The organism is Herbaspirillum sp. Her4, from assembly GCF_057961335.1.
This window is the reverse complement of sequence record NZ_CM176330.1, coordinates 3,263,640-3,277,378: the sequence shown is the minus strand read 5'-3', so window position 1 is coordinate 3,277,378 and position 13,739 is coordinate 3,263,640. Positions and strand designations below refer to the sequence as shown.

Annotated in this window: 9 protein-coding genes; 3 read left to right on the top strand and 6 right to left on the bottom strand. The window is 59.8% G+C overall.

Annotation, left to right across the window (positions count from 1 at the left end; translation table 11 throughout):
- The first annotated feature begins 115 nt into the window (after positions 1–115).
- Positions 116–2,140: a sigma-54-dependent Fis family transcriptional regulator gene (locus ACWFUC_RS14760; protein ID WP_489625295.1), complete on the top strand. Its 2,025-nt coding sequence runs from the start codon at positions 116–118 to the stop codon at positions 2,138–2,140.
- Here ACWFUC_RS14760 and ACWFUC_RS14755 read toward each other — a convergent pair.
- The 4 genes from ACWFUC_RS14755 to ACWFUC_RS14740 form a co-directional block, all read right to left on the bottom strand.
- Entirely contained in the window at positions 2,121–2,501 is a 381-nt protein-coding gene (locus ACWFUC_RS14755; protein ID WP_489625294.1) for a DUF779 domain-containing protein, read from the bottom strand. The two genes, ACWFUC_RS14760 and ACWFUC_RS14755, sit on opposite strands and share 20 nt — an antisense overlap.
- 112 nt (positions 2,502–2,613) lie before the next feature.
- On the bottom strand, positions 2,614–4,134 hold the full coding sequence (gene adh / locus ACWFUC_RS14750; RefSeq protein WP_489625293.1) for an aldehyde dehydrogenase: 1,521 nt from the start codon (positions 4,132–4,134) through the stop codon (positions 2,614–2,616).
- Positions 4,135–4,398: 264 nt separating this feature from the next.
- Positions 4,399–4,737, bottom strand: coding sequence for a P-II family nitrogen regulator (locus tag ACWFUC_RS14745; protein WP_006463535.1), 339 nt, complete (start codon positions 4,735–4,737; stop codon positions 4,399–4,401).
- Between the two features lie 180 nt (positions 4,738–4,917).
- Positions 4,918–6,975: an NAD(+) synthase gene (locus tag ACWFUC_RS14740; RefSeq protein ID WP_489625292.1), complete on the bottom strand. Its 2,058-nt coding sequence runs from the start codon at positions 6,973–6,975 to the stop codon at positions 4,918–4,920.
- 120 nt (positions 6,976–7,095) lie between these two features.
- Between ACWFUC_RS14740 and ACWFUC_RS14735 the strand changes: the two genes are divergently transcribed.
- Both ACWFUC_RS14735 and ACWFUC_RS14730 read left to right on the top strand, forming a co-directional pair.
- Positions 7,096–8,250: a GNAT family N-acetyltransferase gene (locus ACWFUC_RS14735; RefSeq protein WP_489625291.1), complete on the top strand. Its 1,155-nt coding sequence runs from the start codon at positions 7,096–7,098 to the stop codon at positions 8,248–8,250.
- Between the two features lie 157 nt (positions 8,251–8,407).
- Entirely contained in the window at positions 8,408–8,974 is a 567-nt protein-coding gene (locus tag ACWFUC_RS14730; RefSeq protein WP_489625290.1) for a nucleotidyltransferase family protein, read from the top strand.
- A 51-nt stretch (positions 8,975–9,025) separates the two neighbouring features.
- Here ACWFUC_RS14730 and ACWFUC_RS14725 read toward each other — a convergent pair whose 3' ends face one another.
- Positions 9,026–10,204 (bottom strand): DUF6708 domain-containing protein, encoded by a 1,179-nt coding sequence (locus ACWFUC_RS14725; protein ID WP_489637208.1) that lies wholly within the window; start codon positions 10,202–10,204, stop codon positions 9,026–9,028.
- Positions 10,205–10,237: 33 nt separating this feature from the next.
- Positions 10,238–13,711, bottom strand: coding sequence for a T6SS effector BTH_I2691 family protein (locus tag ACWFUC_RS14720; RefSeq protein WP_489625288.1), 3,474 nt, complete (start codon positions 13,709–13,711; stop codon positions 10,238–10,240).
- Positions 13,712–13,739: the final 28 nt, after the last annotated feature.

Here is a 13,739-nt window from a genome sequence, read left to right as displayed (position 1 = left end):
ATTTGTCCTCCTGCCGCATTAATCGGTTATGCTTGTTCACCCTCAGCTTCCCATCAGCGAAGAAAGCGACCATATAGGGGGAACAAGGACCGCCAGAGGTCCCAAGGAGACAAGGATGCAATACCAGGCAAACCGGCCCGGTGCCGGTGCATTGCTGGGCGCTTCGCCCCTGGTGCAGGCCAGCGCCGATGGCGTGCCGGACCTGCGGGCCATCGAACGCTCGCACCAGCGCAGCTCGTCCTACGGCATCACGCGCGGCCAGCGGCCCGACCTGGATTCACTCTCGCGCGCCGACCTGGCCCAGACGCTGGAAGCCAACCAGGCCCTCTCCGGCCATGCCCGCCCGGTCATGGAAACCCTCTACGACCAGATCCGCAATACCCACAGCATGGTCATCCTCTCGGACGCCGAAGGCACCATCCTGCATACGCTGGGCGACAGCGATTTCCTGGCCAAAGCCGACCGCGTCGCTCTCGGGCCCGGTGGACGCTGGTCCGAACAATTGCGCGGTACCAATGCCATCGGCACGGCCCTTTACGAGCAGAAGCCCACTACCGTGCACGCCCAGCAGCATTACCTGGATGCCAACCGCTTCCTGACCTGTTCGGCCGCCCCCATCTTCGACCATCGCGGCCAAGTGCTGGGAGTGCTGGATGTCTCGGGCGAATGCGGCAGCTTCCACAAGCACACCATGGCGCTGGTCCGCATGTCGGCGCAGATGATTGAAAACCACCTGCTGGCCGGCAGCTTCCCCGATTGCATCACCCTGCACTTCCACAGCCGCGCCGAATTCGTGGGTACGCTGGTCGAAGGCATCGTCAGCTTCACGCCCGGCGGGCGTTTCCTGGCGGCCAATCGCAGTGCGCAGTTCCAGCTGGGGCTGACACTCTCGGCACTGCAGTCGCATACCTTTGCGTCGCTCTTCGGGGTGCCGCTGTCGCTGCTGTTCGAACACCATCGCAAGGCCGCGTCGGGCTTGCTGGAGCTGTGCCTGCACAACGGCATCCGCATCCATGGCCGCGCCGAACTGCGGCTGCGCGACCAGCATTTCCAGAATGCGCGGGAAGCCGTGATCGAGGCACCGGAAATACTTCCCGCCAGCCCATCTGCTCGCCCGGCCCCACCTGTGCGCCCCCATCCGGGCCAGCCGCGCGGCGGACTGCAAGCCCTCGATACCGGGGACGCCCGCATGAGCGCCATCATCGCCAAGTTGCGCAAGGTGATCGACCGCGACATCCCGGTCCTCATCACCGGCGAAACCGGCACCGGCAAGGAGTGGCTGGCCCAGGCCATCCACCGCGAAAGCGCGCGCTTCCACACCACGCAAACCCGGGGCGGCGCCGCGCCCTTCGTGGCCGTGAATTGCTCGGCCATTCCCGAGAACCTGATCGAGGCCGAACTCTTCGGTTATGAAGACGGCGCCTTCACCGGCGCCCGCCGCAAAGGCGCACCGGGCAAGATCGCGCAAGCCCAGGGCGGCACTCTCTTCCTCGATGAAATCGGCGACATGCCGCTGGCCCTGCAGGGCCGCCTGCTGCGCGTGCTGCAGGAACGCGCTGTGACGCCGCTGGGCAGCCAGCGCGTGATTCCGGTGGACTTCGCTCTGGTATGCGCCACCAACCAGCCCTTGCGCGAGATGGCGGCGCGCCATGCCTTCCGTGAAGACCTGTACTACCGCATCAATGGCTTGCAGGTAAAACTGCCCGCCTTGCGCGAGCGCAGCGACCTGGGCGCCCTGATCGACCGCATCCTGGAACAGGAAGGCGGCCGCCACGCGCCGTGCTTCGATGCCCAGGCCCTGGCATTGCTGCAATCCAGCCGCTGGCCGGGCAATCTGCGGCAACTGTCCAACCTGATCCGCACCGCCCTGGCCATGGCCGATGGCGAGGCCTGGATAGGGGTGGAACACCTGCCAGATGACTTTCTGGACGAGGCAGCGCCGCTGCAGGCGGCTTGCGGCATGCCTGCCCCGGCAGCGCATGAAGAAACGGACGAAAAGCCGCTGTCCATGCACGACAGCGAATGGGCCGCCATCGAGCGCGCCCTGCGCACCCATGACGGCAACGTCAGCGCTGCCGCCAAGGCGCTGGGGGTGTCGCGCAATACGCTCTATCGCCGCTTCAAGTCACGCGGGCACTGAGCGGGGCAAGCGCGTCATATTCCTCATCGGAAAACAGCCGCGAGCGCGTCAGGAAGCGCTTGCCGCTGCCGTTCTCCAGCGAGAACATGCCGCCGTTGCCGCTGACCACGTCGATGATCAGTTGCGTGTGTTTCCAATATTCGAACTGATCGGCGCCGATGTAGAACGGCACGCCATCGATCTCCCCGAGATGAACGTCGGTATCGCCCAGCGTAAAGTCGCCGGCCGGATAGCACATCGGCGCACTGCCATCGCAGCAGCCCCCGGATTGAAAAAAGATCAGCTCGCCATGCCGCGCCCTCAACTGGCGCAGCAACTCCACCGTGGCCTCGGTGGCCGTCACCCTGGGCAATGCATTCATTCGTCGCTCTCCTGTTGAGTCTGGATCTGCCAATAAAAGCGGCACCGGCCGCGGGAGTTGCGGACCGGTGCCGAAGCTGCCTTGCTGCAAGGAGTCAAACGAAATCACGCGATCAGAAGAAGCCCAGCGCCTTGGGGCTGTAGCTGACCAGCAGGTTCTTGGTCTGCTGGTAGTGGTCCAGCATCATCTTGTGGTTCTCGCGGCCGATGCCGGACTGCTTGTAGCCACCGAAGGCTGCATGCGCCGGATACAGGTGATAGCAGTTGGTCCACACGCGGCCAGCCTGGATCTCGCGGCCCATGCGGAAGGCGCGCGTGCCATCGCGGGTCCACAGGCCAGCACCCAGGCCGTACAGGGTGTCGTTGGCGATAGACAGGGCTTCTTCCTCATCCTTGAAGGTGGTCACCGACACCACGGGGCCGAAGATTTCTTCCTGGAAGATGCGCATCTTGTTGTTGCCCTGGAAGACGGTCGGCTTGACGTAGTAGCCCGAGGCCAGATCACCGCCCAGTTCTTCACGTCCGCCGCCGGCCAGCACCTTGGCGCCTTCCTGCTTGCCGATGTCGATATAGGAGAGGATCTTTTCCAACTGCTCCTGCGAGGCCTGCGCGCCGATCATGGTGCTTTTGTCCAGCGGGTTGCCCTGCTTGATGGCGGCCACGCGCTTCAAGGCACGTTCGATGAAACGGTCATAGATCGATTCCTGCACCAGCACGCGCGAGGGGCAGGTGCAGACCTCGCCCTGGTTCAGCGCAAACATGGCGAAGCCTTCCAGGGCCTTGTCGAAGAATTCGTCATCCTTGTCCAGCACATCGGCGAAGAAGATGTTGGGCGACTTGCCACCCAGCTCCAGGGTCACCGGGATCAGGTTCTGCGAGGCGTACTGCATGATCAGGCGGCCGGTAGTGGTCTCGCCGGTGAAGGCGATCTTGGCGATGCGCTTGTTGGAGGCCAGCGGCTTGCCGGCTTCCACGCCGAAGCCCTGCACGATGTTGACCACGCCCGGCGGGATCAGGTCGGCGATCAGTTCGATCAGGACCATGATGGAAGCCGGCGTCTGCTCGGCCGGTTTCAGGACCACGCAGTTGCCGGCGGCCAGCGCCGGAGCGAGCTTCCACACCGCCATCAGGATGGGGAAGTTCCACGGGATGATCTGGCCGACCACGCCCAGCGGTTCATGGAAGTGATAGGCGTAAGTGTCGCTGTCGATGGTGCAGATGCTGCCTTCCTGAGTGCGAACGGCGGCGGCGAAATAGCGGAAGTGGTCGATGGCCAACGGGATGTCGGCGGCCATGGTTTCGCGGATGGGCTTGCCGTTGTCCAGGGTCTCGGCGGTGGCCAGCAATTCGAGGTTGGCTTCCATGCGGTCGGCGATCTTGAGCAGCACGTTGGCGCGCTCGGCGGGGGAAGTCTTGCCCCAGCTCTTCTTGGCGGCGTGGGCGGCGTCCAGCGCCAGTTCCACGTCTTCGGCGCTGGAGCGCGCCACTTCACAGAAGGCGCGGCCGATCACCGGGCTGATGTTCTCGAAGTATTCGCCCTTGACCGGCGGCACGAATTTGCCACCGATGAAGTTGTCGTAACGTTGCTTGAAGGGATCGCGTACGCCGAGTTTGCTGATGTCTGCCAGGTTCATGTCGTCTCCGTTCGGGTTATGGTTGAAATCCCGCCGCGATCATGGCCGCAGCGGACGTTCACCCTTCAAGATGGCAAATCGCATGCCAGCCTGCAAACCCGCTCTGCAAGGGGATCTTGCGCCAGCGCCATTGTCACGCTGTGTCAATCTGGCGCAGCCTGGGACAGCGTGCAGCAACAGCCTGCCACACCCTGGGCGCTTTTCTGAGGACGTAAAAAAAACCGGCCAGTGGCCGGTCTTTCGCAATGCGCGGAGATCTTTGGATCAGACGGCATCCGGGCCGGTTTCGCCGGTACGGATACGGATCACCTGCTCCACTTCCTGCACGAAGATCTTGCCGTCGCCGATCTTGCCGGTGCGGGCGGCCTTGATGATGGCGTCCACGGCCTGCTCGACCACCTTGTCGTCCACCACGACCTCGATCTTGACCTTGGGCAGGAAGTCGACCACGTATTCGGCACCGCGATAGAGTTCGGTGTGGCCCTTCTGCCGTCCGAAGCCCTTCACTTCGGTGACCGTCAGGCCCGTGACGCCGACTTCGGCGAGGGATTCACGCACCTCGTCCAGCTTGAACGGTTTGATGATGGCGGTCACTTGTTTCATGGCAATTCCTCTCTTGGTATGTCGTAAAGAAACGATCTCAACGATCTATTGAATAGCGGATACAACCTTTGTTCTTATTTTACTGGCAAGACCGTGGCGTCCTGCCCACTTGCACATTGTCAATCAGGCGTGCCCGGCTTTCAACCTTCTTGAACCCGCCGGGCCATAAAAAGCCGATTTTCAGGCCTCCAGATCGGGAATGCGCTCCAGATCCTGCAGCCAGACCGTGGCCTCGCCATCGCTGGGCGCGCGCCAGTCGCCACGCGGTGAGAGCGAGCCGCCCGAGCCGACTTTGGGGGCATTGGGCACGCAGGAGCGCTTGAACTGGCTGGTCTTGAAGAACCGATAGACGAAGATGCCCAGGTTTTTCTTGATCTGCGGCAAGCTGTACTGGTTACGCGCACCGTGCAGGCCATCGGGCCAATGGCCGATGCTGCGGTCCTGCCAGGCGCTGTGCGCCAGGAAGGCCACCTTCGCCGGCGTGAAGCCGTAGCGCAAGATGTAGTAGAGATTGAAATCCTGCAGCTCGTAAGGGCCGATGAAATCCTGCGTACGCTGGCCCGGTTCGCCGTCGGAGGCGCCCGGCACCAGTTCCGGACTGATTTCGGTTTCGAGGATGTGGATCAGCACTTCCGGCTGCTTCAGTTCCAGCGAACCGGATTCCGCCACCCAGCGCACCAGGTGCGTGATGAGGGTCTTGGGTACGCTGGCGTTGACGTTGTAATGCGACATGTGGTCGCCCACGCCATAGGTACACCAGCCCAGCGCCAGTTCGGACAGGTCGCCGGTCCCGATGACGATGGCACCGTGATGATTGGCCAGGCGGAACAGGTGATTGGTGCGCTCGCCGGCCTGCACGTTCTCGAAGGTGATGTCATAGACCGGCTCGCCGCGTGAATACGGGTGATCCAGGTCCTTCAGCATCTGTTCGCAGCTGGGACGGATATCGATCTCCTGCGCCGAACACCCCACCTGCGCCATCAGCTGATGCGCCTGCACCAGCGTGCGGCTGCTGGTGGCAAAGCCGGGCATGGTATAGGCCAGGATGTTGGAACGCGGCAGGCCCAGCTTGTCCATGGCCTTGGCGCAGACCAGCAGCGCATGGGTCGAATCGAGGCCACCGGAAACACCGATGACGACCTTCTTGATATTCGAGGAAGACAGGCGCTGCACCAGGGCCTGCACCTGGATGTTGTAGACCTCGCGGCAACGCAGTTCGCGCTGTTCGGCATTGGCCGGCACATAGGGGAAGCGCGCGACCCGGCGCTGCAGCGGCAAATCCTGGTCCAGCGGCACCTGCACGTCGAAGCGCACCACTTCAAAGCGGCGCACTTCTTCCGCATGGCGGCGCACCGACTGGCCGAAGGTGGTCTGGTGGAAGCGTTCACGCGAGAGGCGTTCCAGGTCGATGTCGGCATAGATCACGTGGCCGCCTTCGGCGAAGCGCTCGGACTCGGCCAGCAGTTCACCGTTCTCGCAGATCAGGGCCTGGCCATCCCAGGCCAGGTCGGTGGTGGATTCACCATTGCCCGCCGACGAATAAAGATAGGCTGCCAGGCAGCGCGCCGATTGTTGCGACACCAGCTGATGGCGGTAACCCGACTTGCCGACCACGATGTTGGAAGCCGACAGGTTCACCAGCACGGTGGCACCGGCCAACGCGGCGAAGGAGGACGGCGGGATCGGCACCCATACGTCTTCGCAGATCTCGATATGGAAACGGAAGTCAGGGATATTGCCGATCTCGAACAGTACATGGCTGCCGAAGTCCACGTCCTGGCCCAGCAGGCGGGTGCGGCGGGTGACGGCGCAATCGGCGCTGCTGAACTGGCGCGCTTCGTAGAATTCGCTGTAGTTGGGCAGGTAGCTCTTGGGCACCACGCCCAGGATGCGGCCGGCATGCACGACCACCGCGCAGTTGTAGAGCTGGTGATCGACCTTCAGCGGCAGGCCGACGATGAGTGCCGGGGCGATGCGCAGGGAAGCTTGCAGCACCGATTGCAGCGCCTGCAGCGAAGCCTCAAGCAAGGCGCGCTGCTGGAACAGGTCTTCGCAGCTGTAGGCCGACAGGCCCAGTTCGGGGAAGGACACCAGGGCCGCACCACGGGCGGCGGCCTGTTCGGCCAGGGCGATGGTGCGCTCGGCGTTGAAGCCGGGATCGGCCACCTTGCAGTCCGGCACTGCCACGGCGACGCGGGCGAAACCGTGGTTGTAGAGATTGAAGAAGGGGCTAGGCATAGCGTGTGTTGGACTCCGTACTCTTCGCCATGGCGGCGACGCGTTCTGTTCATTTTGCGTAGAATGCCTGTTCCAGCGGGGCCGAGGGCCGCGCCAACTTTCGCAGGTCACTCGCAGTCCATGGATTATCGCACGCGAATCGTTTCTTCTCTGGCCGAGATCGGCCCGGCCCGCTGGGATGCGCTGGTGGCCGCCCAGGCCGAGGGCAATCCCTTCCTTTCTTATGCCTTCCTGCATGCGCTGCATGAGAGCGGCAGCGCCAGTCCCGAGTCCGGCTGGGAGCCGCATTACCTGACGCTGTGGCAGGGCGAGGGCCAGCAGGAGCAACTGGTGGCCGCCCTGCCCCTGTACCGCAAGTTTCACTCGTATGGCGAATACGTCTTCGACTGGGCCTGGGCCGAGGCTTACCAGCGGCATGGCGTGGAGTACTACCCCAAGCTGCTCTCGGCCATCCCCTTCACGCCGGTACGCGGTGCGCGCCTGATGGCCATCGACGACACCGCACGCGGCGCACTGGTGGCCGCGCTACGGGCGCTGCAGCAGCGAAATGAAGTTTCCTCCACGCATATCCTCTATCCCCCGCCGGAACAGGCGCAGCAGCTGGCTGACGCGGGATACCTGCTGCGCAGCGGCGTGCAGTTCCATTGGCACAATGAAGGGTATGGCAATTTTTCGGAATTCGTCGATACGCTGGACCGCAAGAAGCGCAAGAACATCCTGGCCGAACGGCGCAAGGTGGCCGAGCAAGGCGTGCGCTTCGTCTGGCTGCGCGGGGCCGAGATCACGGAGGCGCACTGGCGTTTCTTCAACCGCTGCTATCGGCACACCTATGCGGCGCACTATTCCACGCCCTACCTGAACCTGGATTTCTTCCGCCGCATCGGTGAAACCATGCCGCAGCACCTGCTGCTGACGGTAGCGCTGCGGGGGGATGAGCCGATCGCATCATCCCTGACGGTGTATGACGCCGATACGCTCTACGGCCGCTACTGGGGCGCGCTGGAACACGTGCCCTGCCTGCATTTCGAGACGGCGTATTACCAGCCGCTGGAATTCTGCATCGCCGAGAAGATCACCTGGTTCGAAGGCGGCGCCCAGGGCGAGCACAAGATGGCGCGCGGCTTCCTGCCGCAGAAGACCTGGTCGGCGCACTGGCTGGCGCATCCGGGGTTCTACGATGCGGTGGAACATTTCCTCTCGCGCGAGAGCAATGGCATCGATGGCTATATCTCGGAGTTGAACGAACACAATCCCTTCCGGGATGCGCCGCGCTGAAGATGTGCAAAAAAGCCGGCCCGCATATCAGAAGCGCCGGCTCCATTCAAAAATAAATGATTTAAATTTTTTAAATCTTTTTAGTATTCATCACCTACGGTGGCTTGCCACTCGCTTAGCAGAATTTCCGGCAAGCCATTTTTGGTAGATCTTTGATATGAATCTGTCCGAAAAATTTGCCCGAGATATCCTTTTAAACAAATACAACGCAGCCATACTTGAGTCTCTTGATCAGCTTGCATTGAAGGATGCGTGGTTGGTTGCCGGGTGCTTGTTCCAAACTGTTTGGAATGTGCTCGCACAAACTGCGCCAGAATCCAATATCAAAGATTACGATATCTTCTACTTCGACCCTCATGATTTGTCGGAAGAGGGAGAAATACTTCAGCAACGCAAAGCCGATGAAATTTTAGGAAATCTCGGCGTAAAGATAGAGGTAAAAAATCAGGCCCGTGTTCACTTGTGGTATCGGGAATATTTTGGATATGACTATCCAAAATCAAATTCAGCAAAGGATGGCATCGATAGATTTTTGATGCTGGAGGCTTGTTTGGGCGTTTCGGTGAGCTCCGGGAATCTGGAGATCTATGCGCCAAATGGGGTTCACGGAGTTTATTCTGGAAGACTCACTCCCAATCCATTGACAAATCACGCGGACCTTTTTGATGAGAAATTTAACTCTTACCAAAGACGTTGGGCTTGGCTATCTCGGAATGATATCTGAATAACGCTAAAAACCACCTGCTGGCCGGGGGCAATTTTCAATACAAATCAACTACGCGCTTTTTGATTTTTCTGACTCAAGGTTGGATGCAGGCACCACACCGCGCCAAGCCTCCAGGTCTTTCCCCCTGAGTGGATTACCCCCGACGCTGGCCAGAATTTCCGCTGGCCATTTAGGTTTGTCTTTGATGTGGAAGCACAACCAACCCACCAGCCCAAATGGAACGGTGAACCATACAAAAAACGCCGTAAAGATTTGCGCCAGCACCATGCCGACACTCGGTGCATGCCTTCCCGGACCAATGAGCGGTTGACCCCAGCACAAAGCGCCCCACAATGACTGCGTAGCCGGAGGCACATACGGACCATCATCTTGCACAAAGAGAGGCCCTTCATGTTCCATGAAGCGGCGCACATGTTCCCAACGGTCTAGCAGTAGCTGTACTGCCAATGCATTGGTGCTACCACCCACTTCAAACTGGGCCACCACCGTGGGATCTTGTGGACCACGCACCACCACACAAGAAAGCGAAGCGAGTTCTTGCGCAGTGTTGCCCGTGAACACGCGAGAGCGTGTCACCTGGCCGCGTATGCAAGACCATTCGTAGGTCTGGATTTCGTACTTGCCACCACCCCACAGCGGTAGCCAGCGAAACAACAGTGTTTGGTCAAAGAACACATGCACCTTGCCTGCGGCACGGTCAAAGAGTACAGGGGCGTAGCGGTAGCCGGTAATGTCCCAGCGAATCAAAAAATAGCAAATAGTTCCGTTAACTATCAGCCCCAAAAATATGAATAGCGTAATCCCAATGCCCATTCTCGCATCTTGGTAAACGGATGCAAAAAGATAAAACAAAAGACCGAAGAGGGGTAACTGCATAAATAATGCGCCAAATGCTGCCATTCCAACCATCCCCGCAATCTGATCGGCGTAAGCCAAACCATGCGGATAGGCTTCGATCACCGAGCCACCAGTATGGGGGGCGCGGCTCACACTCAAACTGTGCGGTGGCAGTAGTACTGCATCGGTGCCAAAGCCTTTAAAAGCAGGATCATTATGCAGCGCAAAAAATGCATCGCTGGCGGTTTGTCCTGTCCAGTCGTACAGCACAAAGTCACTCTCATTGGCAGCTGAGCCACCTGGCTCGAACGAACCATAGGGCTTACCTTGTGCACCTTCTTGTTGCGCACGCTGTGCAATGCGTGCGGCTTTGCGGTCACCCTTACTCATCACCTTTTACTCATAAAAATAGTTCGTATCGGTTTAGCCGCGCTTGACTTCCAAGGTATCTTGCGCGATGGGCACCCGGGTACGAAGGTCATATATCGTATAGGTAAACCGCACAGACTCTGCGGCTTTCCATGACGGCGTTTCTAGCGGCAGCTTGAGGCTGAATACGTAGTGTCCACTGTCTTTATCTAGCGTCATGGGGGCTACGCCATCTGTTTGTGGAAGTGCGCTGGCGGAAGAAGGTATCAGCTTGTAGGCCACGCGATGGCTTTCGTCACCCGCACTGGCTTCGATACGGGCCTCCAGCACGTCGGCACTGACATAGTTGGTGTGCCATGTGAGCGTGGCTTTGACCCCCACGGAAAGGGCATTGAAACCATCGACCTCGGCGGCCAAACCACGCTGTGCCCAGCGAATCATGGCTTCGGCATCGCTCTTGTTTTGTGGCTCTTCGGAGGCTGCGAACTTACCTTCACTGCGTTCACCGTTGCCCCAATAGCTGCGCTTGAGGAAGACTTCATTAAGATCATCTTCCAAACTCTCTGCATACAACATGCCTGCAAAACCAAGAACTCCTACCACAATGCCAATGCCTGTGAGCGAGGCTCCCAGTAGTTCAGCCGCTGCCGCACCGCCAAGACGGACGACTACAAGCCGAGAAACAGCAAAGCGGGCTACCGTAGCATTGGCAAAGGAAATAGCGCTGCCCCCAAATAGCGTACCCGATGATATTGCAAAAAATACCGCGCTTGCTGCATATCCAGTTGATGCGGAAATATCCCCTCTTGCCGAACGAGATCTGTATTTCGCAAACGCAGCAACAGCATCAAACCCCGAACTCGCCGCCCCAGCAACCCCCGCCACCAACCGCAAGGACGCTGCCGCCGCAATGCGGCTGGCCAACACCAGCTTGCTACCAGAGGCCTTGATTTCAAACACCGCAGCCGCCAGGCCAAAGCCACCCTCGAACAAGCCCGCACTGCTGCCCATCACGGACATCAAGGTATCGGCGTAGGCATAGCCTTCCTCGTCCTGGAGTTTGCTCAATGCACTGAGCAATGCCCGAGTCTGAAAGAACCCCACGATCGCCACCACACCGCCCTGGCGCGACCAGAAGGCTTTCTTGCTGGCCTGGGCAAAGCTGGCCTGCTCCTGGATCAGATGGAGTGCCGTGGACTTGGGCAGCTTGAAGCTGTGCGATAGTTTGCCCAAGGTGCCTTCGGCCACCACGTCGACCAGCTCCTCGCCTTGCCGGATGGCTTGGCGGGTGAGTTCTGCCAGTTTGGCCTCGGTCAACATCAGCGGCTGAAACTCGGCAAGCTGTAGCGCGGGGGTGTCATGGACGCTGAGCTTGCGCAGCGTGTTGCGGCTTTGGCGGCGGGTCTGACGGTTGGTGCTGCTTTTGGTCTCAAGAGTGGTTTCAAAAGTTCTGGGACGAAGGCCTGCTGCCATCGCATCAAGTGTTTCCCCGGTCGGCAGTTTGACCGCGATGGTGACATACCGCTCTGCGCCGGGGTTGAGCATGATGTTCATGATGGCCGCCGTGCGGATATGCACAGCAAATGCTTGCATGACTTTTTCCGTTGTTGTCAGTGCAGCCCCGAGTTGCTTGGCCCGTTGCGGGTCCAGCATGACGGCTTGCAACTGAGCGGCTTGCTGCTGCACCTGGAGCAGGCTATGAATATGCGCTTCATGCTTTTCATGTCGAGCGCGCAGGGCCTCTTGCATGACCTCGGGCAACTCTCCGATCAGTCCATTGATCTTTTCAGCCGTGTCTTTGTGCTTGCCCGGGTCGCTTTTGATGGCGCTGAACAGGCCCCACGGCTCCAGCATCGCCTTGTCGATCCATGTGGCTGGCGCTTCGGGGTCTTTGCCATAGGCTTTGGCGAGCTCTTTGACGGTGATGGCTGTAATGGCACCACCACCCCATATTTTTTCCTGCGCGCCCAGATGGTCGAGGTACTCCTCGACCTGCTGCCGCGCTGTGCCGTGGGCGGCTTGGGGCTTGATGAGCGATAACTGCTGATTGAAGTCGTGACGCACGGTGACGGCCAAGGGAGCAGCGGTCAACCACTGCACGTAGTCGCTGTCAAACTTGGCGATATGGGCTTGCCATTGCTCCAGTTCCGCCTTGAATTCATCACGGAATTGATTCAGTTCAGCCATGCGCAGCTTGCCGTGATAGCGGTCGATGCGTGCTTGGCTGTTGGATCTGGCAATCCCTTCCAAACCTTGTTGCACTCGTGCTTCCGGCAGCGTGACCCGGTATGTCACGGGATTGCTACCGTTGGCCGTGATGGTGGTACCTGCCGGGTAATACGGTTTTCCGGTTGAACGCTCCCGGGCACGCATCTGTTGCAACTCTTCTTCGGTAATCGTCAGATGTTCCCGATAGCCACCGGCGTTGCGCAGCTCTTTCTGGTAACCGAGCTTTGCTGAAAAAACCCAGTGCTCGATCATTTCGACGTGCAAGGCCGAACGCAACTTCCAGCTTCGCAATGCATCATGGTCTTTCCCATGGGAATTGGGGGCACCCGCCACCCATGCCTTTTGCGCTTCTACAGCACACAGCCGCAAGTGGTTGAGCTGCTCGATGACGCCCACGTCATCCGGCAACATGAGCAAGAGCGACTTATTGAGGTACAGGCTGGGATGATCGATTTTTTCCGCGGTACGCACGGCGCTTTCAAAGGCTTGCGCTTGTCCGAAGCGGACACTGTCGAGCGGGCGCAAGGCCAGCTCAAACGCTTTTTTATACGCAGGGCTGGCCTCTTTCACAAAGTCTGCGACGTTGTGCTCCAGCGATGCCGCATCGAGCGGCAGGCATCCGGTCTTGGGAAACTCGCCTTGCATGACGATTTTTTGAGGATGCAGTTCACGTCCGCGCAAGTCCCTGAGCTTCTTTTTGCCAGCCGGCTTGCCATCGGGGCCGGGCACATCCACCAAGGGGTTCGCTGCATACTGCTGGAGCACGCTGGCCGACCACAGGCGCGGCGTATAGGCCAGCCACACGGTAGCGATGTTCTTGGCGCCAGCGATACTGATGAGGTGCGCCGGCAAATTGGCGCCGCCACGCGAACATTGTTTGGGTTCTGGCGCATTGACAAAACTGTCTTGCAGTTTGGCGTACTGCTTCACATTGACCTGATGCATGATTTTGCGGGTCAGTCCGTTGTCCATCACTTGCCAGACATCCCAGCGCTCATTGTGCGCAAAGTACAGTTTGATATAACCGGCGCGCGCAACGCGGGCCACGGGCACCGTGGCTTCGCGTTTGATGCTGGCAAATTCTGCATCAAAACTCGGCGCCCACGCGTAGCCCGCATCACGCAAGGCTTGTGCGTGCACTTCCGCAACCACCGAGGGCGTGACCACCTGGATTTGCAAGTCCGCACGATGGCAGGCCTGGCACGCAGCCTTGGCGCTCAGTGGCGGCGTCCCGGCGATGGCGTTGATGGTGTGGTTGGCGACTTGCTGTTGGGTTTCTGCCGCTGCTTCATCAAGCATGTTGTTCTTCCTAAAATCATGTTGTCAT